This window comes from Arthrobacter sp. TJ-236, assembly GCF_058269235.1.
This window is the reverse complement of sequence record NZ_JBZCNI010000003.1, coordinates 398,704-423,568: the sequence shown is the minus strand read 5'-3', so window position 1 is coordinate 423,568 and position 24,865 is coordinate 398,704. Positions and strand designations below refer to the sequence as shown.

Annotated in this window: 25 protein-coding genes; 9 read left to right on the top strand and 16 right to left on the bottom strand. The window is 70.0% G+C overall.

The features are described from left to right. Positions 1-46: 46 nt before the first annotated feature. The 5 genes from araA to AC4D16_RS14205 all read right to left on the bottom strand — a co-directional run bounded on the left by araA (position 47) and on the right by AC4D16_RS14205 (position 6,116). A complete protein-coding gene (gene araA / locus AC4D16_RS14225; RefSeq protein WP_490955431.1) occupies positions 47-1,561 on the bottom strand; it encodes an L-arabinose isomerase in 1,515 nt (504 codons plus the stop codon). Next, a complete protein-coding gene (locus tag AC4D16_RS14220) occupies positions 1,558-2,271 on the bottom strand; it encodes an L-ribulose-5-phosphate 4-epimerase (RefSeq protein ID WP_490955430.1) in 714 nt (237 codons plus the stop codon). Before AC4D16_RS14220 ends, araA begins: the two co-directional genes overlap by 4 nt. Continuing rightward, positions 2,268-3,932 carry a ribulokinase gene (gene araB / locus AC4D16_RS14215; protein WP_490955499.1) on the bottom strand — a complete coding sequence of 555 codons (1,665 nt, stop codon included), beginning with the start codon at positions 3,930-3,932 and terminating at the stop codon, positions 2,268-2,270. The genes AC4D16_RS14220 and araB overlap by 4 nt, the downstream gene beginning before the upstream one ends. A 185-nt stretch (positions 3,933-4,117) precedes the next feature. Then, on the bottom strand, positions 4,118-5,326 hold the full coding sequence (locus AC4D16_RS14210; protein WP_490949593.1) for a LacI family DNA-binding transcriptional regulator: 1,209 nt from the start codon (positions 5,324-5,326) through the stop codon (positions 4,118-4,120). Beyond that, complete coding sequence (locus AC4D16_RS14205) at positions 5,310-6,116, bottom strand: carbon-nitrogen hydrolase family protein (protein ID WP_490955429.1); 807 nt, start codon at positions 6,114-6,116, stop codon at positions 5,310-5,312. Before AC4D16_RS14205 ends, AC4D16_RS14210 begins: the two co-directional genes overlap by 17 nt. 142 nt (positions 6,117-6,258) lie before the next feature. Here AC4D16_RS14205 and AC4D16_RS14200 point away from each other — a divergent pair, with 142 nt between their 5' ends. Next, a complete protein-coding gene (locus AC4D16_RS14200; RefSeq protein ID WP_490955428.1) occupies positions 6,259-6,765 on the top strand; it encodes a DUF427 domain-containing protein in 507 nt (168 codons plus the stop codon). A gap of 112 nt (positions 6,766-6,877) precedes the next feature. Further along, on the top strand, positions 6,878-7,675 hold the full coding sequence (locus AC4D16_RS14195) for a SurA N-terminal domain-containing protein (protein WP_490949596.1): 798 nt from the start codon (positions 6,878-6,880) through the stop codon (positions 7,673-7,675). Between the two features lie 84 nt (positions 7,676-7,759). Here AC4D16_RS14195 and AC4D16_RS14190 read toward each other — a convergent pair whose 3' ends face one another. Beyond that, positions 7,760-9,049 (bottom strand): adenylosuccinate synthase, encoded by a 1,290-nt coding sequence (locus tag AC4D16_RS14190; RefSeq protein ID WP_490955427.1) that lies wholly within the window; start codon positions 9,047-9,049, stop codon positions 7,760-7,762. Between the two features lie 205 nt (positions 9,050-9,254). Here AC4D16_RS14190 and AC4D16_RS14185 point away from each other — a divergent pair, with 205 nt between their 5' ends. Beyond that, positions 9,255-9,857: a hypothetical protein gene (locus tag AC4D16_RS14185; protein WP_490949598.1), complete on the top strand. Its 603-nt coding sequence runs from the start codon at positions 9,255-9,257 to the stop codon at positions 9,855-9,857. Between the two features lie 210 nt (positions 9,858-10,067). On the opposite strand, the gene AC4D16_RS14180 is transcribed toward AC4D16_RS14185, so the two are convergent. From AC4D16_RS14180 to AC4D16_RS14150, 7 genes are all read right to left on the bottom strand, one after another. Beyond that, positions 10,068-10,928 (bottom strand): oxygenase MpaB family protein, encoded by an 861-nt coding sequence (locus tag AC4D16_RS14180; protein ID WP_490955426.1) that lies wholly within the window; start codon positions 10,926-10,928, stop codon positions 10,068-10,070. After that, positions 10,925-11,188 (bottom strand): helix-turn-helix domain-containing protein, encoded by a 264-nt coding sequence (locus tag AC4D16_RS14175; RefSeq protein WP_490955425.1) that lies wholly within the window; start codon positions 11,186-11,188, stop codon positions 10,925-10,927. Before AC4D16_RS14175 ends, AC4D16_RS14180 begins: the two co-directional genes overlap by 4 nt. Continuing rightward, entirely contained in the window at positions 11,188-11,685 is a 498-nt protein-coding gene (locus tag AC4D16_RS14170; RefSeq protein WP_490949601.1) for a DUF2975 domain-containing protein, read from the bottom strand. The genes AC4D16_RS14175 and AC4D16_RS14170 overlap by 1 nt, the downstream gene beginning before the upstream one ends. 77 nt (positions 11,686-11,762) lie before the next feature. Beyond that, entirely contained in the window at positions 11,763-11,966 is a 204-nt protein-coding gene (locus tag AC4D16_RS14165) for a helix-turn-helix domain-containing protein (RefSeq protein WP_490949602.1), read from the bottom strand. A gap of 207 nt (positions 11,967-12,173) precedes the next feature. Next, the gene (locus AC4D16_RS14160; protein WP_490949603.1) at positions 12,174-12,593 is read right to left on the bottom strand and encodes a DUF3151 domain-containing protein; all 420 of its coding nucleotides are present in this window, start codon (positions 12,591-12,593) and stop codon (positions 12,174-12,176) included. Further along, entirely contained in the window at positions 12,593-13,612 is a 1,020-nt protein-coding gene (gene fbaA / locus AC4D16_RS14155) for a class II fructose-bisphosphate aldolase (RefSeq protein ID WP_490949604.1), read from the bottom strand. The genes AC4D16_RS14160 and fbaA overlap by 1 nt, the downstream gene beginning before the upstream one ends. 90 nt (positions 13,613-13,702) lie before the next feature. Further along, the gene (locus AC4D16_RS14150) at positions 13,703-14,359 is read right to left on the bottom strand and encodes a TrmH family RNA methyltransferase (RefSeq protein WP_490955498.1); all 657 of its coding nucleotides are present in this window, start codon (positions 14,357-14,359) and stop codon (positions 13,703-13,705) included. Positions 14,360-14,532: 173 nt separating this feature from the next. Between AC4D16_RS14150 and AC4D16_RS14145 the strand changes: the two genes are divergently transcribed. Next, positions 14,533-15,312 (top strand): HAD-IIA family hydrolase, encoded by a 780-nt coding sequence (locus tag AC4D16_RS14145; RefSeq protein ID WP_490949605.1) that lies wholly within the window; start codon positions 14,533-14,535, stop codon positions 15,310-15,312. A 28-nt stretch (positions 15,313-15,340) separates the two neighbouring features. Here AC4D16_RS14145 and AC4D16_RS14140 read toward each other — a convergent pair whose 3' ends face one another. Both AC4D16_RS14140 and pyrE read right to left on the bottom strand, forming a co-directional pair. After that, positions 15,341-16,339: an alpha/beta fold hydrolase gene (locus AC4D16_RS14140; protein ID WP_490955424.1), complete on the bottom strand. Its 999-nt coding sequence runs from the start codon at positions 16,337-16,339 to the stop codon at positions 15,341-15,343. A gap of 36 nt (positions 16,340-16,375) precedes the next feature. Then, positions 16,376-16,951 (bottom strand): orotate phosphoribosyltransferase, encoded by a 576-nt coding sequence (gene pyrE, locus AC4D16_RS14135; protein ID WP_490955423.1) that lies wholly within the window; start codon positions 16,949-16,951, stop codon positions 16,376-16,378. A 361-nt stretch (positions 16,952-17,312) separates the two neighbouring features. Here pyrE and AC4D16_RS14130 point away from each other — a divergent pair, with 361 nt between their 5' ends. Continuing rightward, a complete protein-coding gene (locus tag AC4D16_RS14130; protein WP_490955422.1) occupies positions 17,313-18,137 on the top strand; it encodes a DUF559 domain-containing protein in 825 nt (274 codons plus the stop codon). 373 nt (positions 18,138-18,510) lie between these two features. Here AC4D16_RS14130 and AC4D16_RS14125 read toward each other — a convergent pair whose 3' ends face one another. Beyond that, positions 18,511-19,725, bottom strand: a complete 1,215-nt coding sequence (locus AC4D16_RS14125; RefSeq protein WP_490955497.1) for an ROK family transcriptional regulator — start codon at positions 19,723-19,725, stop codon at positions 18,511-18,513. A gap of 211 nt (positions 19,726-19,936) precedes the next feature. Here AC4D16_RS14125 and AC4D16_RS14120 point away from each other — a divergent pair, with 211 nt between their 5' ends. Genes AC4D16_RS14120 through AC4D16_RS14105 form a run of 4 tightly spaced genes read left to right on the top strand, consistent with a single transcriptional unit; the run spans position 19,937 to position 24,847 of the window. After that, positions 19,937-21,454, top strand: a complete 1,518-nt coding sequence (locus AC4D16_RS14120) for a sugar ABC transporter ATP-binding protein (RefSeq protein ID WP_490955421.1) — start codon at positions 19,937-19,939, stop codon at positions 21,452-21,454. Beyond that, entirely contained in the window at positions 21,451-22,515 is a 1,065-nt protein-coding gene (locus AC4D16_RS14115; protein ID WP_490955420.1) for an ABC transporter permease, read from the top strand. Before AC4D16_RS14120 ends, AC4D16_RS14115 begins: the two co-directional genes overlap by 4 nt. Further along, complete coding sequence (locus AC4D16_RS14110; RefSeq protein ID WP_490955419.1) at positions 22,512-23,609, top strand: ABC transporter permease; 1,098 nt, start codon at positions 22,512-22,514, stop codon at positions 23,607-23,609. Before AC4D16_RS14115 ends, AC4D16_RS14110 begins: the two co-directional genes overlap by 4 nt. Continuing rightward, a complete protein-coding gene (locus AC4D16_RS14105) occupies positions 23,609-24,847 on the top strand; it encodes a substrate-binding domain-containing protein (protein ID WP_490950116.1) in 1,239 nt (412 codons plus the stop codon). Before AC4D16_RS14110 ends, AC4D16_RS14105 begins: the two co-directional genes overlap by 1 nt. Positions 24,848-24,865 lie beyond the last annotated feature (18 nt).

Sequence of the window (24,865 nt, the reverse complement as noted above, 5' to 3'; positions counted from 1 at the left end):
CTTGTGAGTGGTTCCCGGCGTCGATGCCGGCTGTGTGGGAGTGGTCTTACAGCTTCTGCGCCAGGCGGTAGTAGGCGGCGTTCCAGCGTAGTTCGCGCTGGAAGTCACGGAGCTTCGTGTCGGCGTCGATCCGCAGCAGCTCCACCTGGGCGATGTTCGCGAAGTCCTCGAACACCTCGAGGCCCACCGCGGTGGTGAGGACGGTGTGGTGCGCGGCGCCGGCGCTGAGCCACGCCGCTGCGGAGGTCTCGAGGCTCGGCTCCGGCTTCCACACTGCGCGCGCGACCGGCAGGTTGGGGAGCGGAGCGTCCGGCGGGACGATCTCGACGGCATTGGCGGTCAGGCGGAAGCGGTCCCGCATGTCGGACATCGCGACGACGACGCCCGCACCGGAATCGGTGTCGAACACGAGCCGCACAGGGTCCTCCTTGCCGCCGATCCCGAGCGGGTGCACCTCCAGGGAGGGCTTCGACGTGGTGAGGGTGGGGCAGATCTCGAGCATGTGAGCTCCGAGGATCTTCTCCTCCCCCGGCACGAGGTGGTAGGTGTAGTCCTCCATCAGCGAGGCGCCGCCGGGCAGTCCCACGCCCATGACCTTCGCGGCACGCACGAGGACGGCGGTCTTCCAGTCGCCCTCGGCGCCGAAACCGTAGCCCTTGGCCATGAGCCGCTGGACGGCGAGACCGGGTAGCTGGCGGAGCGCCCCGAGGTCCTCGAAGTTCGTGGTGAAGGCGCCGAAGCCGCCCTCCTCGAGGAAGGACAGCAGGCCGAGTTCTTGGCGTGCGCCGTAGCGCAGCGAGTCGTGCCGGTCACCGCCGCGGCGGAGCTCGGGGACGACGTCGTAGGTCTCCTCGTACTCGGCCACGAGGGCGTCGACGTCGGTCTCGGACTGCGCCTCGACGGCGGCGACGAGATCGTTGACGCCCCACGTGTTGATCGAGACGCCGAAGCGGAGCTCGGCCTCGGTCTTGTCACCCTCGGTGACGGCGACGTTGCGCATGTTGTCGCCGAACCGCGCGACCTTCAGCTCGTGCACGGCGGCCCAACCGGCAGCGGCGCGCTGCCAGGTGCCCACCTTCGCGCTGACGTCCGGGTTGGAGACGTGACCCACGACGGTCTTCCGGTGAACGCCGAGGCGCGACTGGATGTAGCCGAACTCGCGGTCGCCGTGGGCGGCCTGGTTGAGGTTCATGAAGTCGAAGTCGATCTCGGCCCACGGCAGGGCGACGTTGATCTGCGTGTGCAGGTGCAGCAAGGGCTTCCGGAGCGCGTCGAGACCCGCGATCCACATCTTGGCGGGGCTGAACGTGTGCATCCAGGCGATGACGCCGATCGCGTTGTCCGCGGCGTTGACCTCGAGCGCCATCCGGCGGATCGACGCGGAGTCCTTCAGGGTCGGCTTCCACACGATCTTCACGGGGAGGCCGGCCTCGCCCAGCATCCGGACGATCTCCTTCGACTGCTCGGCGACCTGCTGCAGGGTCTCCTCGCCGTAGAGGTCCTGGCTGCCGGTCAGGAACCAGACTTCGTAGGCATCGAGAGTGGTGCTGAGCGGGCTCATGCGGGGGCTCCTGGGGTTGCGGGCTGACCGTACACGTTCTGGTAGCGGTCGAAGAGTGAGTCGATGTGCTCGGTCTGGATGCCGGCGGGCGCACCGAGCTGGCGGGAGATGTGGACGGTCCGGGCCACGTCCTCGAGCATCACGGCGGCCTTGACGGCGTCCTTCGCGTCCTTGCCGATCGTGAACGGGCCGTGGCTCTTCATGAGCACTCCGCGGGAGCGGTGCCCGGTGAGGGTGTCCACGATCCCCCGGCCGATGGAGTCGTCACCGATGACCGCGAAGGGGCCCACCGGGATCTCCCCGCCGAACTCGTCCGCCATGGCGGTGATCACGCAGGGGATGGCCTCGCCGCGGGCGGCCCAGGCGACGGCGTAGGTCGAGTGGGTGTGCACGACGCCGCCCACCTCCGGCATGTGCCGGTACACGTAGGCGTGGGCGGCGGTGTCGCTCGACGGCGAACGCTCGGACCCCGTGCTCCCGGCGATGACGTTGCCGTCGAGGTCGCAGAGGATCTGGTTCCCGGGCGTCAGGTCGTCGTAGCTCACGCCCGAGGGCTTGATGACGAAGAGGTCCGCGCCGGGCACGCGGCCGGAGACGTTGCCGCCGGTCCACACCACGAGCCCGTAGCGGACCAGTTCGGCGTGCAGGGCTGCGACGTCCTCGCGGACCGCCTGGATGGCGGCGTCGATCTCGGGGGTGAAGGTACTCACGAGGAGACCTCCTGAGGCGAGGGAGCCGTACGGGCCGAGCGGCGCAGGGCCTTCAGGCGGTGCATGACGTCGTTGGCGCCGCGCCCGAAGTAGTCGTGCAGTTCGGTGTACTCGCGGTAGAGGGCGTCGTACGCCTCGGCCCGTTCGGGGTCCGGGGTGTAGGCCGCGCGGTTCAGGTGGCCCATGGCTGCGGCGGCCGCGTGGATGTCCTCGTAGGCGCCCGCGGCGACGGCTGCATGGATGGCGGAGCCCAGCGCGGGGCCCTGCGCGCTGCCGATCACGGAGAGGGGCATGTTGAGCACGTCCGCGTAGACCTGCATGAGGAACGGGTTGCGGATGAGCCCGCCGGCGGCGACGAACTCGGTCACGGGTACGCCGGAGGCGTTGAAGGTCTCGACGATCTTCCGGGTGCCGAACGCCGTCGATTCCAGCAGGGCGCGGTAGACCTCGTGCGGCTTCGTGGCGAGGGTGAGTCCCACGATGGTGCCGGAGAGCTCGTGGTCCACGAGGACCGAACGGTTGCCGGAGTGCCAGTCCAGCGCCACCAGGCCGTGGGCTCCCACGGGCTCGGTCTGCGCCTGCTCGGTCAGGTACTCGTGCACGCTGAGGCCCTGGGCGGTGGCGGCGTCCCTGATCTCCCCGGGTACCTGGTTCGCGACGAACCACGCGAAGATGTCCCCCACGCCGGACTGGCCGGCCTCGTAGCCGTAGAAGCCCTCGACGATCCCGCCGTCGACGACGCCGCACATGCCCGGCACCTCGGCCAGGCGGTCCGAGTTCATGACGTGGCAGGTCGAGGTGCCCATGATGGCGACCATCTGGCCGGGATCGGTGGCCTGCGCGGCCGGCGCGGTGACGTGGGCGTCCACGTTGCCGACGGCGACGGCGATGCCTGCGGGCAGGCCGGTCCAGCCGGCGGCCTCCTGGGACAGCGCGCCCGCCTTCGAGGCGAGAGCGCCGATGGTGTGCTCCACCTTGTCGCGGGCGAACCCTGCGAAGTCGGGGTTGAGCGCGGCGAGGAACTCGTCCGACGGGTAGGCGCCGTCCTGGTAGATGCCCTTGTACCCGGCGGTGCAGGCGTTCCGCACGTACTCCCCCGTGAGCTGCCAGACGATCCAGTCGGCGGCCTCGACCCAGTGGTCCATGCGGTCGTAGAGCTCGCGGTCCTCCTCGAGCAGCTGGAGCCCCTTGGCGAACTCCCACTCGCTCGAGATGAGTCCGCCGTAGCGTGGCAGCCACGCCTCGCCGCGCTCGGCGGCGAGCTCGTTGATGCGGTTGGCCTGGCCCTGGGCGGCGTGGTGCTTCCACAGCTTCACGTAGGCGTGGGGGCGGCCCTCGTAGCCCGGCACCTCGTTGAGCGGCGTGCCGTCGGCGAGGGTGGGCACCATGGTGCAGGCGGTGAAGTCGGTGGCGATGCCGATGACGTCCTGCGGGTCGATGCCCGCCTCCCGCACGGCGGCCGGGACGGTGGTGCGGAGCACGTCCACGTAGTCCGACGGGACCTGCAGGGCCCACTCCGGCGGCAGCTGCTCACCGGTGGCCGCGAGGGTGGTGTCCATGACCGCGTGCGGGTACTCGAGCGTGGAGGCGCCGAGTTCGGCGCCGTCGGAGACGCGGACGACGACGGCGCGACCGGACAGGGTGCCGTAGTCGACGCCGATGACGTAGGTGGGCCGGGAGCCCGCGGCCGTGTCCGTAGGACGGGCGTGGCCCGTGCTGGAGTCGCTCAAAGGGAAGGACCTCGTTGTTCTTCTCGAGCCCGCACTGCGATGCTCTGGTGGATCGGCTGCGAATGTGACCGTTCACATCCGCTCTGCCAAGTGTAGGGGGGCGATCGCCCGGCCTGTCAATGCCTTACGGGTAACGAGGGGGTCTCGGCGATGAGGGCAGCCGTGGACGCCCGCACCACCAGCTCCGGCACGACGTCGGACGATCGGCCTCCTGCAGCGACCGTCCCGACGGCGGAACCCGGACCTGTGAGATCACCGTCCGCGGCAGCCGGACCGCCATCGGGTCCCGCGGGGTCCCTGCCCGCGGCGTCGACGAGCGCGAGCAGGCGCCCCACGCAGCGCCGGCCGAGTTCCGGGAAGTCCTGCCGCACGGTCGTGAGGGGCGGAGCGTAGTACGCGGCCTCGGGGACGTCGTCGAAGCCCACCAGGCTGACGTCCTCCGGCACACGCCGCCCGCTCTCGCGGAAGGCGTGCAGGAGGCCGAGTGCCATCTGGTCGTTCGAGGAGAACACGCCGGTGATCCCGTGGTCCTGTGCAAGGGCGAGACCGGCCCGGTACCCCGACTCCGCGGTCCAGTCCCCCGAGAGCAACGCTTCGGGTTCCTGCCCCCACGCGGCGAGCTCGGTCCTGTAGCCCCGTACCCGAGCGTCCGTCTCGAACCACCCGTCCGGGCCGGCCACATGGGCGATCCGCCGGTGCCCGAGCTCCAGGAGGTGCCGCGTGGCGAGGACCGCTCCCCCGAACTGGTCCACGGAGAGCCGGTGGTCGTCGTGCTGCGTGGCCGAGTGGACCGTGACGAAGGGCAGCGTCATGGCGAGCCGGTCGATCTCCCCGAGCGTCTGCGTCTGCGGCGCGAGGATGATCAGACCGTCCACTCCGTGGGCCAGCAGGCGGTCGAGCGCTGCGCGGATGGAGCCGCTGTCCACCGTGTCGAGGTGCGCCACGTCCACGCCGTAGCCCGCCTCGCGCGCAGCACTGTCGATCGCCTGCAGGCTCGCGGCCGGCCCGTACTCGAAGCCCTTGCCGACCAGCACACCGAGGGTGGTGGAGCGGCTCGTCACCAGAGCCCGTGCAGCACGGTTGGGGCGGAATTTCAGCGCGTCCATGGCGGCGAGCACGCGGTCGCGCGTCTCGGCGCGGAGGCTCGGGTGGCCGTTGATGACACGCGAGACCGTCTGGTGCGAGACACCCGCTCGCCTCGCCACGTCCCTGATGTTGGCCGCGCGCGTCCCCTCCGGGCGCTCCGCGACGGCCGGGACCGACGACGTCGTCCCCGCCCCCGCGCCGGTCTCCGCGGCGAGCGCGCTGTCAGTGCGGGTCGACAAGGGTGGCGTTCTGTGCGAATCGGCGGTTCCGCAGGACCGGGAGGAACTCGCGGACGTCGTCGACCCGGCGGCGCGTGACGTCGATCGTGACGACGCCGCGTTCCTCGTCGTCGAGGTGGACGAGCGGCAGGCCCATGGGATCGATGATCGCCGAATGGCCGATGGTGTGGCCGCTCGACGTGCCCGCGGCTGCGACCCACACGGTGTTCTCGATGGCGCGCGCCTTCAGGAGCGTCTCCCAGTGGTCGACCTTGTGCTCGCCCTTGAACCAGGCCGCGGGGACGCAGATCAGATCCGCCCCGGCGTCGGCGAGGGCGCGCGCCTGCTCGGGGAAGCGGATGTCGTAGCAGGTCATGAGGCCCACGCGGAGGTCGCCGAGTTCGGCCACCGTGACGCCGCCGTCGCCCGGCTTGATGCGCGAGGACTCCCGGTAGCTGAAAGCGTCGTACAGGTGCAGTTTGCGGTACGTGTCGACGATCCGGCCGGTCGCGTCGATGAGGACCAGCGTGTTGTAGGGCCGTTCCTCGCCGCTCGCCTCGTACCCACCGGCGACCACGGCGATGCCGTTCTTCGCCGCGACGAACGAGAGCTGCTGCACGAAGGACGTCCAGTGGGCCTCGACCGCCTCGCGCAGCGGGCCGTCCACCTTACCGATGGTCATCATGGACTCCTCGGGGAACACGATGAGCGCCGACCCCGCGGACGCGGCCTCCGCCGCGAGCTCCCGCATGACGGCGACATTCGCGGCGACGTCGCCCACCGGCCTGAACTGCCCCACGCTGACCTTCATGATGCCTCCCTGGTGCCTCCCCGATGCGCTGTCCGACCAGCGTACAGATCCGGCCGTGGAACCCGCCCGGATCTGCCTGCACCCGCCCGCCGGGAGGGGAGCCCGCGCGGGCAGGTCCGACGGCCGGAGTAGCGTTCCCCGCATGAGGAATCCCATGAAGAAGACGCGCATCACGCCCGGCCCCGGCCAGGAATCGGTCTGGGACTACCCGAGGCCGCCCCGCATCGAGCCGAGTACGGCGACCATCGAGGTCAGGTTCGGCGGACAACTGATCGTCCGGACGAACCGCGCGGTGCGCGTGCTCGAGACGAGCCACCCCCCGGTGTACTACCTGCCGATCGAGGACTTCGCCGCCGGCGTGCTCACCCCTGTGCAGGGCACCACGCACTGCGAGTTCAAGGGAGCGGCGAGCTATTTCGACGTCGTCGCCGGGGACGCCCGCAGCCCCCGCGGCGCGTGGACCTACCCCTCGCCGGTGCGGGGCTACGAGGAACTCGCGACGCGCGCGGCCATCTACCCCTCGCAGATGGACGCGTGCACCGTGGACGGCGAGCTCGTGCAGGCGCAGGAGGGCGATTTCTACGGCGGCTGGATCACGGCCGCGATCGTCGGTCCGTTCAAGGGCGGCGCGGGGACCTGGGGCTGGTAGCACGCCCCCGGCGGCGGCAACTCCCAGCGTGCACCCAGCGGGGACGGCGGTGCCTGTCACCGATGCCCGTTAGTCTGGGTCGCTGACCATGCACGCAAGGCAAGGACGGCACATGAAGACCACCAGGACACCACTTCCGGGACGGCGTCTGCTGGCCACCGCGTTCGTCGGATCGATGCTCTTCCTCAGCGGCTGCAGCGCGTCCGAGGAGCCTGCGGCGGAGGACGCCGCGACCAGCGCTCCCGCCGAGGCTCCCGCGGAGGGAGAATCGGCAGCACCCGAGCAGGCACCCGCGCCGGAGCCGGACCTCGAAGGCGTCCCCGACGTCGTCGCGGTCGTCAACGGCACGGAGATCGGCAAGGACCTCTTCACCACCACTTACGAGGGCCAGTTCTCGCAGGCGGCCGCGCAGTCCCAGGCCACCGGGCAGGAGCTCGACCAGGACCAGCTGAAGACGTCCGTCGCGGACAACCTCGTCAGCGCGGAGCTCCTCCGCCAGGAGGCCGAGCGCCGCGGTATCGAGGCGACCCCCGAGGGACGCGCGGCGGCGATCGACGAGCTGCTGCAGGCGAGCCAGCTCGCCTCCGAGGAGGAGCTGCGCGCGGCGTTCGCCGAGCAGGGCCTCGAGGGCGAGGAGTTCGACAGCCAGCTCGCCGACCAGGTGCGGCTCGACGCGCTGCTCACGGAGGAGGCGGGGGACGCCGCGCCCACCGATCAGGAGGTCCAGGAGGCCTACGACGCCGCCGTGGCACAGCAGCAGGCCAGTGGGCAGACGGCCACGCCGATCCCGCCCATCGACGAGGTGAGGCCCCAGATCGAGGAGCAGATCACGGGCGAGAAGACCACCGCCGCGGCGCAGGTGCTCATCGAGCGGCTCCGCGAGGAGGGTGAGATCACCGTCAACCTCTGACGCTGATGCACTCGTGAACGACGAAGGGCGGCTCCCGCGGGGGCCGCCCTTCGTCGTCGTACCGGTGGATCGGCGTGCCGACGGTCAGTCGCCGATGAGGTCGTTGACCACGATCGTCTGGTCGCGGTCCGGGCCCACGCCGATGGCCGAGAAGCGGGTGCCCGACATCTTCTCGAGCGCCCGGACGTACGCCTGCGCGTTCTCGGGGAGGTCCTCGATGGTGCGGGCGCCCGTGATGTCCTCGGTCCAGCCGTCGAAGTACTCGAAGACGGGCTTGGCGTGGTGGAACTCCGTCTGCGTCATGGGCATCTCGTCGTGCCGCACGCCGTCGACGTCGTAGGCCACGCACACGGGGATGCTCTCGATGCCCGTGAGGACGTCGAGCTTCGTCACGAAGTAGTCCGTGAAGCCGTTGACACGCGCAGCATGGCGCGCCAGCACGGCGTCGTACCAGCCGCACCGGCGCGGACGGCCGGTGTTCACACCGAACTCGCCGCCCTTGGTCTGGAGGTACATGCCCATGTCGTCGAAGAGTTCGGTGGGGAACGGACCGGCGCCCACACGCGTGGTGTAGGCCTTGATGATGCCGACCGCCCGGCTGATGCGGGTGGGGCCGATGCCCGAGCCCACCGATGCACCACCGGCGGTGGGGTTCGACGACGTCACGAACGGGTAGGTGCCGTGGTCCACGTCCAGGAACGTGGCCTGGCCGCCCTCCATGAGCACCACCTTGCCGGCGTCGAGCGCCTCGTTGAGCACGTAGGTGGCGTCGATGACCAGTGGCTTCAGGCGCTCGGCGAAGGAGAGGAAGTAGTCCACCACCTCGTCCACCTCGACGTCGCGCCGGTTGTAGACCTTCACGAGGAGCTCGTTCTTCTGCTTGAGCGAGCCCTCGACCTTCTGCCGGAGGATCGACTCGTCGAAGACGTCCTGCACGCGGAGGCCGAGGCGCGCCACCTTGTCCATGTAGGCGGGGCCGATCCCGCGGCCGGTGGTGCCGATGGCCCGCTTGCCGAGGAAGCGCTCGGTGACCTTGTCGAGCACCTGGTGGTACGGCGCCACGAGGTGGGCGTTCGCCGAGACGCGGAGCTTCGAGGTGTCGGCGCCGCGTGCCTCGAGCCCGTCGATCTCCTCGAAGAGTGCCTCGAGGTTGATCACGCAGCCGTTGCCGATGATCGGCACGGCGTTGGGGCTCAGGATGCCGGCGGGAAGGAGCTTCAACTCGTACTTCTCGCCGTTGACGACCACGGTGTGACCGGCGTTGTTGCCGCCGTTCGGCTTCACGACGTAGTCGACGCGGCCTCCCAGCAGGTCTGTGGCCTTGCCCTTACCCTCGTCGCCCCACTGGGCGCCGACGATGACGATGGCTGGCATGGGATCCTCTCCCATCGGGTACGGCCGCCCGCCGTGTGGAGCGCGGTCGAGGAGGCCGTTCATCAGAATGCCCCAACCGTCCGCTCGCTGAAGACGCGGTCGCTGGGGCTCTTACCGTCCGAGTTTAGCGGAGGCGCTCGTGGGGCGTCGAGGAGGGGCCGGCCGGAGCCCGCGGCCCTGGCCATGGCGTGTGCACAATGGGGGCATGGACCGCTTCGAAGGACACATCGCCGGCATCGGCACTACCTCCGGCATCCGTTTGGTGATCGGGCGCTGGGACGCTTCGCCGTTCGGCGCGTTCACGGACGTCATGATGGAGGACGCCGGCGGCACCCGCACGCTCATCGCGCCCACCCGGGAGATCGCCGACTACGTGAGCGCCACCTACACGTTCGACGACGTCGTGATCACTCCTGTGACGTCCTCGCTGTCCTCGGACCGCCTGGTCGTCGAGGCCGGCGACCTGCGGGTACGCGCCGGCGTGGGCGGCGTGACGCTGCTCGGGCGGCTGCTCGGACTCGTGCCGACCGGGCTCGCGACCCACCCGAGATGGCTCACGCTCATCAACCCGGTGGCCTCGCGACTGATCAAGGGTGTGGCGACAGCCGGCTCCGCGGGCCACGGCCGCACGGAGTACTACGGCGTGACCTCCGCGCGCGCCATCGCCGGGGCCACGGTGTCCTTCCGCGGCAGGGACCTCGGACTCCTCGCCCCGGTGAGCCCTCCCGTGCAGTTCGGCTTCAGCTCCGCGCCGCCCCGGCCGATGCTCTGCTCCGTCACGACCACCATCCGGCGCCCGGAGGCCTGACCCGGTCAGGGTCATTGCCGGCGCCGCCGTCGCTCCTGCCGGTCGCCGTCAGCGGCTTGCTCGTCACGTGGCGTCGGAGACCTCCGTCGTTGAGGGTTTCTGAGCGCGAGACCGCGTGTCGAGCCGGGACACGCCGCTGGTCGGCGCGAGTGCGCGCAGAAGCCGCCGACGACGGCACGCGTCCAGGTGTCTCGCCGTGCCGGGGTGCGGTCAGCTCACCCTGCGCAGGGCGACGGCGTAGTGGGGCCAGTACCGCATCCGCGCGGGGAGCAGCGGCACGACGAGCCGGGTCGCCCGGCGGACCGCACCGAACACCACCCGCTCCCGGCGGCGCCAGGGCAGTGAGTACGCAGCTCTCAGCCGCGGCGGGAGCACTCCGGCGGCGAGGATCGAGGCCAGGGGCCGAAGGCGGCGCGGGACGATCGGCGGATCCGGGGCGAGGATCTGCTGCGCGATCAGGTGGGCCGTCGGGCCGACGTCGAGCACCTCCTCGAGCTGCTGGTTCACGTAGCGCTCCAGGCCCGCGTAGTCGGTGGGCAGCAGCGCATCCGGGACGTTGAAGTAGTGCGCCATGCGCGTCATGTCGAGGTAGTAGCGCGTGCGCTCCTCGGGTGGGACGGGCCGGAGGAAGATGTGGGTCACCTCGATGGCGCTCCAGACGAGCGTGGCGAAGACCCAGAGCGAGAGCCCGGGATCGACGGCGCGGTAGGGCGTGCCGGCGGGCACGGTGGATGCCGCCTCCGGGAGGACGCCCTCCACCGGCCGGTGCTTCCGCGCGACATGGGCTGCGGCCGCCCGCACCTGCGCCCGGTCACCGAACGTGACCGTCAGGACGGCGTCGAGGGTTCCGCGCAGTCGCTGCAGCGGGTCGGTGGAGAACCCGCTGTGGGCACGGACCCCCTCTCCCACGAGGGGATGCGCCACCTGCAACAGCAGCGCGGCGGGGCCTCCCGCCAGGATCACCCGCTCACATGCCACGCGCCATGCGGTGGATCCTGGACCGAACAACCCGGAGTCCCCCGGCTCCCCCGGGCCCGGTGCGGCGGGGAAGAACCGGTCGAGGCTTCTCACGGGCGGTCGGCCGCATCGGAGGAAGCACCCGATGACGCACCCGATGAGGCGTCGTCGTCGTCGATCCACTCCAGCAGATCTCCCGGCTGGCAGTCGAGCACCCTGCACATCGCTTCCAGGGTGCTGAAGCGCACGGCCTTCGCGCGGCCGTTCTTGAGGACGGCGACATTGGCCGGCGTGAGGCCCACGCGGTCGGCGAACTCGCCCACGCTCATCTTTCGTCGCGCCAGTTCGACGTCGATCCGCACCACGATGGGCATCAGATGACCTCGTCGAGCTCGGTGCGCAGCTTCCGCGCCTCCGTGTCCGTGGTGACGGCCTGGAGGAGCAGGGCCTTCAGCACCAGCACGATCAGCGCCACGGCCGCGATGCACACACCGACCCCGCCGATCAGGAGCACCACCCCGGGTGCCACTGCCTCGCCGGGAGCGAGCGCCACGCCGAGTCCGAATGTCAGCAAACTCGACGCCGCGAAGGCGCCGATGACGATGTTCACGAGGCGGAAGGCGTCGGCGGAGAAGACCGTTCCGCGCCGGACCATCGTGAGGAGGCCCCAGACGCACACCATGGCCACCTGCAACGCGAGGATGGCGAGCACCGTCAGGATCACGAGGGGTGTCCGGATCAGGGCGACGTCGGGGTCGGCGTCGGCGAGATCGATGGTCATGAGCGATGCGACGACGGTCTGGATGAAGGCGGCGCCGACGAACATCATGCACAGCACGATGCGCAGCGCGAGAACGGTGAATCTTCCCATGAGGGCTCCTTTGTACTGGAAGTCAGCACAAAGCTATCGTTATTCAACCGAAAAAGCGAGCTTCTCGATACAACACGCTAGATGGAGTAGTCCATTCCCGGGTTCAGGGACTCCAGGTACTTCTGCACGGCCCGCCGTGGCACGCGATACGACCTCCCGAATCGGATGGAGTCGATGTCACCCGCCTGCACCAGTCGGTAGACCGTCATCTTCGAGACGCGCATCATCGCCGCCACCTCGGCGACCGTGTAGAGCCGCCCCGTATCGACCTTCGTCGTCATTGCCCTGCCGCCTCTTCTCCGTACTCGTGGACTCCCCACTCTGGTTCGGGCTTTCGCGGGAACACAAGAAAGTGCACTACTCGTCTTCCCTGGCAAGGACGAGTACCGCTCGGCAGCTACTCACGTGTCGAGTGCCCTGACAGCAGAGAAGACGACCTCCGCGAACGGGAGGCCGTCTTCTGCGTGTCGATCGTCAGCGGTGTCCGATCAGCGTGCGAGCTGCGCGCTTGCCTCGGGATCGGACTCCTTGAGGAACACCGCGATCCGCTCGGCCTCCTCGATCTCCCCGATGGATGCCGCAGCCCGGCCCAGCGCGTAGAGCGCGCGGAGGAAACCGCGGTTCGGCTCGTGCGAGTACGGGATCGGTCCGGCACCACGCCAGCCGCTGCGGCGCAGCGCATCGAGCCCGCGGTGGTACCCGGTCCGGGCGTACGCGTAGGACTCGATGGTGCGTCCCTCGGCGTACGCCTCGTCCGCGAGGACTGCCCACACGAGCGACGACGTCGGGTGCTTGGCGGCGAGGTCCACGGCCTCGTCGCCCGCGGCGAGGCGGTCGACGACGGCGGATTCCTCGGGCAGGTACGTGGGCTCGGGGCCCAGCAGGTTCTTCCGGAATTCGTCGGACATCAGAGCTTCTTCCCTGCGGAACCGAGCGATGCGGCGGCCTCGACGACGCGCGCCGCGAGACCGGCCTCGGCCGAGGCGCCCCAGACGCGGGGGTCGTAGGTCTTCTTGTTGCCCACTTCGCCGTCCACCTTCAGCACGCCGTCGTAGTTACGGAGCATGTGGTCCGCGACGGGGCGCGTGAAGGCGTACTGGGTGTCGGTGTCGATGTTCATCTTGATGACGCCGTAGGAGACGGCGTCGGCGATCTCCTGGTCCGAGGAGCCGGAGCCGCCGTGGAACACGAGGTCGAAGGGCTTGTCCTTGCCGAGCTTCCGCCCCACCTGGTCCTGGATGTCCTTGAGGATCTCGGGGCGCAGCTTCACGCCACCGGGCTTGTACACGCCGTGCACGTTACCGAACGTGAGGGCGGTGATGTAGCGGCCGTGCTCACCGGCGCCGAGGGCGTCGATGGTGGCGAGGGCGTCGTCCACCGTGGTGTACAGCTTGTCGTTGATGGCGTTCTCGACGCCGTCCTCCTCGCCGCCCACGGTGCCGATCTCGACCTCGAGGATGATCTTCGCGGCGGCCGCCCGGGGCAGGATCTCGCGGGCGATCCGCAGGTTCTCCTCGAGGGTCTCCGCCGAGCCGTCCCACATGTGCGAGTTGAAGATGGGGTCGTGGCCGTTCTTCACGGCCTCCTCGGAGGCGGCGAGCAGCGGCAGCACGAAGTCGTCGAGCTTGTCCTTCGGGCAGTGGTCGGTGTGAAGGGCGATGTTGACGTCGTACTTCTTCGCCACCTCCTTCGCGAAGGCCGCGAAGCCCAGCGAGCCCGCCACCATGTCCTTGACGCTCGCACCGGACCAGTACGCGGCACCGCCCGTGGACACCTGCACGATGCCGTCGGAGCCGGCCTCGGCGAAGCCGCGCATCGCGGCATTCAGGGTCTGCGAGGAGGTCACGTTCACGGCCGGGAAGGCGAAGCCGCCCGCCTTCGCGCGGTCGATCATCTCGGTGTAGACGTCAGGGGTTGCGATAGGCATGCTGCGTACTCCTTCGTGGTGGTGAGTGCTGGCTTCATCCTAGCGAGCGGCCCGGGCGGTCGCAGGGGTCCGTCGCAGCCGCCGGTCCGCTCAGACGTGCTGCCCGAACACGTGCCGCCGCACCCAGCCGTGCATCGCGATGGCGGCGGCAGCGGACGCGTTGATGGACCGGGTGGAGCCGAACTGCGCGATCGAAAGGGTTGCCTCCGCCGCCTCGTGCACCTCGGGTGTCAGCCCGGGGCCCTCCTGGCCGAACACGAGGACGCACCTCTCCGGCAGGTCGTAGGTCTCCAGCGGCACGGAATCCGGGAAGTTGTCGATCCCGATCACGGCCAGTCCCTCATCCGCCGCCCATGCGGTGAAGTCCGCGACGGTGGGGTGGTACCGGACGTGCTGGTAGCGGTCGGTGACCATGGCGCCCCGCTTGTTCCACCGGCGTCGACCGATGATGTGGACCTCCCGTGCCATGAAGGCGTTGGCCGTGCGCACCACGGAGCCGATGTTGAGGTCGTGCTGCCAGTTCTCGATGGCCACGTGGAAGCCGTGGCGGCGCTCGTCGAGGTGCGCCACGATCGCCTCATGCGACCAGTAGCGGTAGGCGTCCACGACGTTCCGCGTGTCGCCGTGCGCCAGCAGCTCGCGGTCCCAGTGATCGCCCTCGGGCCACTCGCCCTCCCACGGGCCGACGCCGACCGTCGGGGCCACCGGCTCCGCTGCAGCCTCGGCACCCGCCTCCGCTGCGGGCACATGCTGAGCGCCCGGCCCCGCCGCGGCGTCCGGCTCCCGCCCTGGTTCGTCCACTCTCCCTGGTTCATGCACTGCTCAAGGGTACGGGGGCGGTCCGGCGCCATCCGAGCATGCACGACGTCGAAGTGGGAGACTGGCGGAGGCGGACCACGGTGGACCCAGGAGAGGACGCGATGCGCGAGAACGAACACATCGAATGCTGGCTCACCGACATGGACGGGGTGCTGGTGCACGAGAACCACGCCATCCCCGGCGCGGCCGAGCTGATCGAACGGTGGGTGGCCACCTCGAAGCGGTTCCTCGTCCTGACGAACAACTCCATCTACACCCCGCGGGACCTCGCCGCGCGCCTGAAGGCCTCCGGCCTCGAGGTCCCGGAGGAGAACCTGTGGACCTCGGCCCTCGCCACCGCGCAGTTCATGCGTGACCAGCTACCGGGCGGCCGGGCGTACGTGATCGGCGAGGCGGGGCTGACGACGGCGCTGCACGAGGCCGGGTTCGTCCTGACGGACACCGACCCGGACTACGTGGTGCTCGGCGAGACCCGCACCTACTCGTTCGAGGCGATCACGAAAGCCGTCCGACTGATCCTCGACGGCGCCCGCTTCATCGCCACGAACCCCGACGTCACCGGGCCGTCGAAGGAGGGCCCACTGCCCGCCACCGGCGCGATCGCCGCCATGATCACGGCCGCCACCAGCCGCAGCCCGTACATCGTCGGCAAGCCGAACCCCATGATGTTCCGCTCCGCCATGAACCAGATCGACGCGCACTCGGAGACCACGGCGATGATCGGCGACCGCATGGACACCGACATCATCGCGGGCATGGAGGCCGGCCTCCACACGGTCCTCGTGCTCAGCGGGATCACCCAGCCGGCGGACATCGACGCCTACCCCTTCCGGCCCGCGCAGATCGTGAACTCGGTGGCGGACCTGATCGACCAGGTTTGACCGGTCGCGTCTCGCCGGTTCTCTTCGCTCAAAAGGCGCGCTTCGACCCGCCGCTGCGGCCGACGGGTGCATACGCGCGCTGCACGGCGTCCACCACATCCCGGTAGATGCCCGGGTTCCACTGCGGGCTCGCGTGCGCCGGGAGCGCCCCCTCGGTGACGTAGTCGACGGAGCGCACGTTGTCGGGCAGCGCCCGCGCCCACCCGGCGCGCGCGGTCTCGTAGGTGACGACGCCGTCGCCCGGGTTGCCCGCGAACACCACCCGGGTGTCGCCCAGGGAGAGCCGGAACCGCGCGGCGTCGTAGTGGTAGATGTACGAGGACTCCGACTGGATGAGTTCCGTGCTCGGGGCCAGCGGCGAGAGCTGCTCCAGTGTCTGGTCCACGATTTGGCTCCAGGTGCGCTCGTTCTTGTGGACGATCCGCTCACCGAGCTCGTAGGTACCGCGGACGCTGATGGGCACGCGGACACCGGCCTCGTAGAGCAGCACCACGCCGTCGAACATGCGCTGGTCCTGCACGTCGAAGCGGCTGGAGGGCGAGGAGTCGAGCAGCACCAGCTCCACGGGGATGCCGCGGTCCCGCAGGCGGGCGGCCACTTCCACGGCGACCATCCCACCGAAGCTGTGCCCGTAGAAATAGAGCTTCTCGAGCCGGAAGTTCTCCACGTACCGGGTCATGGTGGCCACCACGTTGTTGATGTCCAGGCCCCGGTTGGAGTACCCCATCACCGCGAGCTGACCCCTCCGCACCAGCGCGGGGCGCAGCGAGTTGAGGATCCAGAGACCCTCCTCCCAGCTGGTCTTGTAGCCCGGGAACAGCACCCAGCGGTCGTTCGGGAAGCGCGCGCGGGCGCCGTCGTCGTCCAGCGGCAGGATGCGCGTCTGGTCGCGCTGGGACTGGATGTAGTGGGTGAAGGCGAGGTCGGCGGTGAGCACGCCGGCCGCTGCGGTTCCGATCAGGAAGGAGCGCCGGGAACTCTCGCGGAACGCGCGGGCTCGGAGCAGTGCCCGCGCGTCGTCGTCCACCTCGCTCCGCCCCGTCCGGTCAGTCGGGAACGCCCGTCAGGCGAGGCCCAGCTCGTCCTTGCCGAACGCGAAGAGGTAGGGAACGCCGGCCTCGGACTCGATGCGCTCCTTCGATCCCGTGCTCCGGTCCACGATCACGGCCACGGCCTGGACGTCACCGCCCGCGCGGCGCACGCTCTCGACGGCGGTGAGTGCGGACCCGCCGGTGGTCGAGGTGTCCTCGAGGACGACGACGGGGCGTCCGGCCACGTCCGGGCCCTCCACCTGGCGGGCCATACCGTGGGTCTTCTGCGTCTTGCGGACCACGAACGCGTCGATGGGGCGGTCCGCGGCGGCGGCCGCGTGCATGAGGGCGGTGGCCACGGGGTCGGCGCCCATCGTGAGGCCGCCGGCCGCCTCGAAGGTGATGCCGGCGTCGTCGAGCATCCGGAGCATCACGCGCCCCACCAGCCCCGATGCCTCGTGGTGGAGCGTGATGCGACGGAGGTCGATGTAGTAGTCCGCCTCGACGCCGCTGGACAGCGTGACGCGCTCGTGCACGACGGCGAGTTCCTTGATGAGTTCGAGGAGCCGGGAGCGGTCGGAGGTCTGCGCGGGGGTCTCGGCGGTCATGCGGCCAGTCTACCGAGGGGCTCGCGAGGGCTGCGTCCGGCCGACGCCGCTGCCGGCGCCCAGGGCGTCGTCGCGGCCGATTTCGTCGTCGTCGACGACTCCGTCGTCGTCGGTGTCTTCCGTCTTCCGTCGTCGTCGGGTCCTGCGCCGTCGGTGTCTTCCGTCGTCGGGTCCTGCGCCGTCGTCGGGGTGATTCGAGCCCGGAGCGGCGCGTTCACAGGCGCGGCCCCGCGCGACACCCCCTCGAGGTCGTCGAAGTCCCCGAGTTGCGCCGCACGATCCGACGACTCCGTCGAGCACCGTTGTGCACATAGCGCTCTCCAAGATGACGGCAGGGCCTGTCCGACTGGTGGGATGAACCATGGACGTCGTCGGCGCGCTGCGCAGTGTGGGGTCGGTGTCCCGGACCGGCAGGCTCCTCGACCTCGGCGTGACACGCAGCGAGATCGCGTTCGGGGTCCGCACCGGCGTCGTCCTCCGCGTACGACGCGGCGTTCTCGCGCTTCCCGATGCCCCGGCCGGCCTCGTCGCGGCACTGGTCAACGACGCTCAGCTCACGTGCGTCTCTGCGGCCTCCTTGTACGACCTGTGGGCCCTCCACGCGCCGCATGTCCATCACCTCCACGCGCACAGCCGCCTTCCGGGCTGCACGTCGCACCACAGACCCCTGACCGTGCCTGCGCACCCGACGAGGCCCATGGTCGGTCGTGTCGACGTCCTCGTTCACGCCCTGCATTGCCTTCCCGCGGTGGAGGCAGCCGTGATGGTGGAGAGTGCGCTTCGGCGTGGAGACACCACCAGGCAGTTCCTCCTCGACCGCCTGACGGGCAACCGGAACGGGCCGGCGCGTGCAGCCCTGACTCTGGTGACGGGGGGAGCCGATTCCGCTCTCGAAGTGGTGGCCCGCATCATGCTCGAGGGTGCTGGGCTCCAGGTGCGGGAGCAGGTCCAGCTCGACGGCGTGGGTCGGGTCGACTTCCTGGTGGAGGGCGTCCTCGTGGTCGAGGTTGATGGCGACGCGTACCACTCGGACCGTCGAGCTCGCCGACGGGACCGCCGTCGCAACAACGCGACGATCATCGGCGGGTACCTCGTCCTCCGGTATGGCTACGAGGACATCATGTTCCGCGCCGACGATGTTCTTGCCGAGATCATGGCCGTCCTTCGCGGGCGCGTGCTGCGCTAGTCCGACGGAAGGCGGGCCGCACTCCCTGAGTGGGCCCACCACGCCGCACTCCCTCGGCGGGCCCACGCCACACACCGTGCTTGTGTCGCCCGGGCATCAAGCACGGGCCGCCCTGACCTCGCCGTGCGCGATCCGGGGTCATTCCCGGCACACTGCCGCTCCCGCCGGCGTGTTGCGCGCCGACACGCTCATTACCCAGCCGAACACCCCGAGTTCGACGACGAGGGCGAGAATGACGCACGGTCAGGAGCCACCGCCAGACGCAAAAGGTGCTCGCGTCCGGCCGGTACCGGGCCGGCTCACGAGGGCTGCGTCCGGCCGACGCCCGGCTCAGGCCTTCAGACGTCGGAGGTAATGGAGGCCGACGCCCGGCTCAGGCCGTCATGCGGGCACTGGCGGCGTCGATGGCCTCGGGTGACAGCGCGTGGGAGATCGCGAGGACGGCCGCTCCCGCCACGCCCGCGTTCTGCCCGGACACCGACGGGACGATCCGCAGGTGTTCGGTGGCCAGCGGGAGCGACCGCGTGTAGACGACCTCCCGGATGCCGGCGAGGAGGTGTTCGCCGGACTGCGCGAGCGAACCGCCGATCACGATCACGGACGGGTTCACGAGGTTGACGCATGCCGCCAGGACCTCGCCGATATCGCGCCCCGCCTGCCGCACGGCCTGCAGCGCCCGGGTGTCACCCGACCGCACCAGCTCGACGACGTCCTGGCCACCCGTGAGCGGCGGACCGTCCACAGTGCTCAGCGCCGCCGCAAGGGCGGGGCCTCCGGCGATGGCCTCGAGGCACCCGACGTTCCCGCACCGGCAGATGGTGTCGCCGCCACGCGCCACCTGGACGTGCCCGAGATCGCCCGCCGTACCCTGCGCACCGCGCTGCAGAACTCCGCCGAGGATCAGGCCGGCGCCGATGCCGGTGGCAACCTTCACGAACATGAGGTCTGCGACGTCGGGCCAGCTCGCGCTCAGTTCCCCCAGGGCCATGATGTTGACGTCGTTGTCCACGAGAACGGGTACGGAGAAGGCGCGCTGGATCATGCCGGGCACGTCGAAGCGGTCCCAGCCCGGCATGATCGGCGGGTTGATCGGGCGTCCCGTGTCGTGCTCCACCGGGCCGGGCAGGCCGATGCCCACGGCCGCGAGCTCGTCCGTGGAGCGGCCTGCAACCGCGAGCAGATCGGTGATGGCCGCGGTCAGCCACGACAGCACCACCTCGGGTCCGTCACCGATGCTGATGCGCTGCTGCTTGCGGCCCAGCTCCTGCCCTGCGAGGTCCGCGAGGATCACGAGCGCGTGCGTGGCGCCGAGGTCCGCGCCGATGACCACCTTGACACCGGGGTTGAGGGCGAACAGGGACGGCGGGCGACCGCCGGTGGAGGCGGCTCCGCCGAAGGGAGCCACGAGGCCGAGTGACATCAGCGCGTCGATCCTGGCGGCGATCGTGGACCGCGCGAGGCCGGTGACCGAGGCGAGTTCCGCCCGGGTGCGGGGCTGCCCGTCCCGCAGGACCTGGAAGATCTCGCTCGCACCCGAGCCCGTGGTGACCGCGGGCCGCCGCACGGCCGCGGCATCACGCGCGGTCACGGCATCACGCGCGGTCACGGTGTCGCTGCCGGCCGCGGTGTCGCTGCCGGCCGCGGACCCACTGTTGACGGCCGAGATCGATGGAGAGGGGAGCACTCTTTCAGTAAAGCACCCGGCACTTCCACTGGCCCCACCCCGGAGCCGTAACGTTCATGCAGCATCTTTTGACTGAACCTCGACAAAAGTGCGTGAGGCATGTCACAGTGACCGCGTGGACGACGAAGTCTCGATCAGCGAACGCCCGACCCCGATCCTGCGGGTCACCGGACTCTCCAAGAGTTTCTTCGGGGTGCCGGTCCTCCAGGACGCACATCTCGACCTCCTGCCGGGCGAGGTCCACGGACTCGTCGGCGAGAACGGTGCGGGCAAGTCGACACTCATGAAGCTCCTCGCCGGCGTCTACACGCGGGACGCCGGCACGGTGGAGGTGGACGGCCGGCCCGTGGTCTTCACCCACCCGATCCAGGCACGCCGAGCCGGTCTCTCGACCGTCTTCCAGGAGTTCAACCTGCTGCCCGAACGCACCGTCGCGCAGAACATCTACCTCGGGCGCGAACCCCGCAAGGGTCTGCTGGTCGACCGCGCGGCGATGAACCGGGCCACCGCCGACCTGCTCGCGGACCTCGGGATCACGAGCATCCGCCCCACGGCCTCCCTCAGTTCCCTCTCCGTGGCGCAGCAGCAGATCGTGGAGATCGCGAAGGCCGTGAGCTACGACGCCCGGATCATCTCAATGGACGAGCCCACGGCGGCGCTCGCCGGCGCCGAGGTGGAACTGCTGTACGGCATCATCGATCGCCTGCGGAAGCGCGGCACCGCGATCCTCTACGTCTCCCACCGCCTCAAGGAGATCTTCGACCTCTGCGACACCATCACCGTCCTCAAGGACGGCCGCGTGGTCACGTCCGTACCCGCGGCACAGCTCGACGACGCCGCGCTGGTCCGTGCGATGGTCGGCCGGCCCATCTCGGCCTACTTCCCCGAGGCACTCCCGGGGACGTTCGTCGGCGCTCCCCTGCTGGAGATCACGGGTGCCGGCAACGACCAGCTCGACGACGTGCACCTCACCCTCCGTGCCGGGGAGATCGTCGGTGTCGCGGGCCTGCAGGGCTCCGGCCGCACCGAACTGGTCGAGGCGGTGTTCGGCGCAGCCCCCTTCACCCGCGGCGGCATGAGGCTCGAGGGCCGCGACTACCGGCCTGTCTCCCCGAGGCAGGCCATCCGCCACCGGGTGGCACTGATCACCGAGGACCGGAAGGCACAGGGGCTCAGCCTGAACCAGTCCATCCTCGACAACGCGCTGAGCGTGGTGCGGTCGGTCCATCCGGGCCGCACCGCCGCTGCCCGGCGAGGAGCACCGGCCGTCTTCTCGTCGCTCGAGGTCGTGGCCCGCGACCTCGACCAGGAGGTGCAGTACCTGTCGGGCGGCAACCAGCAGAAGGTCGTCCTCGCGAAGTGGCTCGCCATCGACCCCCGGGTGGTGCTCCTGGACGAACCGACCCGCGGGATCGATGTCGGCGCGAAGGTCGCCGTCTACACCCTGATGCGCCGGCTGGCGCAGGAAGGCAAGGCCATCCTCATGGTGTCGAGCGAGCTTCCCGAGGTGCTCGGGATGTCGGACCGGGTGCTGGTCATGCGCGACGGCCGGATCGCGGGCGAGCTGTCCGCGGGTGCCTCGGAGGAACAGGTCCTCCAGCTGGCCACGGGAGCGCGGGGGGTGCACTCGTGACCCGGCTGACCTCCACGAACATCGTCTATCTCGTGGCCCTGCTGACCGTCGTGGTCGGCACGGTGCTCGTGGGCACCACGGGCCGGAACTTCTTCAGCACCGGCAACATCTCCGACATCCTGACGGGCACGAGCATCCTCGGCTTCATCGCGATCGGGCAGACCCTCGTGATCCTCGTCGGCAGCCTCGATCTCTCGGTGCCCTACGTGATCAGCCTCTCCAGCCTGATCGGCGCGGGCATCATGGCGAACCAGCCCGGCAACATCGTGCCCGCGGTCCTCACCGCCCTCCTGATCAGCGCACTGATCGGGCTGGTCAACGGAGCGGTGGTGGCCGGGCTGAAGGTGCACGGGTTCATCGCGACGCTCGGCATGGGCCTGATCGTCAGCGGCTACCTCGGCTCCACGTACCAGGGCAGTTCGGGCCAGGCACCGTTCGCCTTCCGGCTCATCGGAGCCACGGGCATCGGGCCGGTACCCGTCTCGACCCTGATCATGCTCGCGTGTGCCGGCGTGGTCCTCCTGATGCTCACCTCCACCCGGCTGGGCCACGCGATGTACGCGGTGGGCGGTGACACCGGGGTGGCCCGCATGAGCGGCGTCCGGACCCAGACACCCGTCATCGCCGCCCACGTGATCTGCTCCGTCATGGCTGGCCTCGCCGGGCTCCTGCTCGCCGCGCGCCTCGGCGTCGGCAGCCCGACCATCGGCTCGCAGGGCGGGTACGACCTCCTGTCCATCGCCGCCGTCGTCCTCGGCGGCACGCTGCTCGCGGGCGGCAAGGGCTCGCTCGTGGGAACCCTCGGCGGCGTGCTGATCTTCGCCATGCTGGACAACATCATGAGCGTGCTGCAGATCAACCCGTTCCTCAAGGACGTGGTGCGCGGCATCGTGATCGTCGTCGCGGTCGCGGTTTACGCCCGGCGCCGCACGGTCCATCGGCAGGCGCGCTTCGGCCGCGGCGACGACGACGCCCGCCCGCCGAGCGCGGGAAGATCGCGGCCCGACGACGGAGGGTCGCGCGACCACGGCGCGGGCACTCGCGACGGGGTGACGGCATGAGCGTCCTCGCCGACCGGACCGCCGTCCTCGAGCAGAACCGGAGCTCACGTGGGGAGCGCGTGCTCCGGGCCCTCAGAACACCGAGCGGAGCCATCTTCGTGCTCGTCGCGGTCCTGTTCGTCGCCGTGATCGCCGCGAACCCGTCCTTCGGTGAACCCGGCTCCCTCATCCGCTTCATCGGGCGCGTCGCCCCCATAGCCATCGCGGCGATCGGGCAGTACTTCGTGATCGTCTCCGGCGAGTTCGATCTCTCCATGGGCTCCGTGGTCACCGCGCAGGTGATCATCGCGGGCAACCTCGTGGGTGAGGACGAGTCCCGCACCGTGCCGGTCCTGGCGCTGATGCTCGTGTTCGGTGCGTTCGTGGGGCTCGTCAACGGGCTGGTCACCACCCTCCTGAGGGTGCCGAGCTTCATCGTGACGCTCGGCACCATGCTGGCCCTCCTCGGGCTCGTGCTCTTCTGGACGGGAGGCGCGGCCACGGGTAACCCGGCGGACAGCTTCCGGCAGATCGGCCGCGGCGCGGTCGAGGACGTCCCCGTGCTCGAGGTGATCCCCTACCCGGTGCTGATCCTCGTGGTCCTCGCCACGGCCGCGGCCTGGCTCATGCGCCGCCCCTACGGCCGTACGCTCGTCGCCGTCGGTGACAACGAGCACGCCGCGGCCCTCACCGGAGCACCCGTGTGGTGGGTCCGTACCCGTGCCTTCATGCTGTCCTCGCTCGCCGCCACCGTCGCGGGCGTGATCCTCGTGGGCTACGCCGGCGTGCACCCGTCCGTCGGGCAGGGGTACGAGTTCACCGCGATCACCGCCGTCGTCCTCGGGGGCGTGGTGCTGGGAGGCGGCCGCGGCTGGGTGCTCTCCGCAGCGGCCGGCGCCTTCGCGCTGGAGCTGCTCTTCACCCTCCTGAACTTCCTCGGCGTCGAGTCCACGTGGCGTGACAGCGTGCAGGGCGCCATCATCGTCCTCGCCGTCGCGGCGGCGGCGCAGAACTGGCAGCGCAAGCGCCGTGGCGCCGGCAGCCGCACCCATGATCCCCACCGTCCCATCGCACCAGCAGTGCCCGCACCGGGCACACACGAGGAAGGAACATGATGCGTGGAAGCATCCTGAGCAAGGTCACGGTGATCGCAGCGACGTCGCTGCTCGCCCTGACCGCGTGCACCACCGATTCGTCCATCGAGAACCCTCCGGCGGCCGAGGAAACCGCCGGCGAAGCCACCCCCGCGGCCGAGCAGCCGTCGGAGGACAGCACGGAGTGGTTCGACCAGGCCGTCTACGACGAGCAGGACGAGCAGCGCTCGGCCACCTTCGAGGGTGATCCGGCACAGCCCTACCTGCAGTACATCGACGGCGAGATGACGGACACCTCCGCCTTCGCCGCCGAGGGGCCGCAGAAGGCGTGCTTCTCGAACGCCTCGATCTCCAACCCCTGGCGCCAGACCGGCTGGATCACCATGAACCAGCAGCTGCAGACCCTGCAGGAGTCGGGCGTGATCTCCGAGATGGAGACGCGTGACGCGCAGGACGACGACAACACCCAGATCGCGGACATCGACTACTTCATCGCGGAGGGCGACTGCGACGCGTTCATCATCTCGCCGAACTCCACGGCGGCCATGACCCCCGCCGTCGAGCGCGCCTGCGAGACGGGCAAGCCCGTGGTCGTCTTCGACCGCGGTGTCCAGACGGACTGCGCGGTGACGTTCATCCACCCGATCGGCGGCTTCGCCTGGGGCATCGACACCGCGGAGTTCCTGAGCGAGCGGCTCGAGGAGGGCGACAAGGTGGTGGCCCTGAGGATCCTGCCCGGCGTGGACGTCCTCGAGCAGCGGTGGGCCGCGGCCGAGCGCATCTTCGAGGAGAACGGCATCGAGGCGGTCGACTACTTCACCGGGGCCGACCCCGTGGAGATCAAGTCGATCATCGCGGACGAACTCGCCACGGGCGACGTCCAGGGCGTGTGGATGGACGCCGGTGACGGCGCGGTCGCGGCCATCGAGGCTTTCGAGGACGCCGGGGCGGACCTCCCGGTGATGACGGGCGAGGACGAGATGAGCTTCCTGCGCAAGTGGGACGAGACCGGCATCGACGCCCTGGCCCCCGTCTACTCGAACTTCCAGTGGCGCACCCCGCTGCTGGCGCTCGAGAAGATCTTCGCGGGCGAGGAGGTCCCCGCGGAGTGGGTGCTGCCGCAGTCGCCCATCACCGAGGAGGAGCGGGGCGAGTTCCTGACCGCGAACGAGGGCATGCCGGACGGGCACTACGCCAAGTTCGGCGGCGAGGACCTCGCGGGCTACCCGACCGTGTGGCAGGAGCGCCAGATCCCCTGACCGGTCCGCGATCCGCAC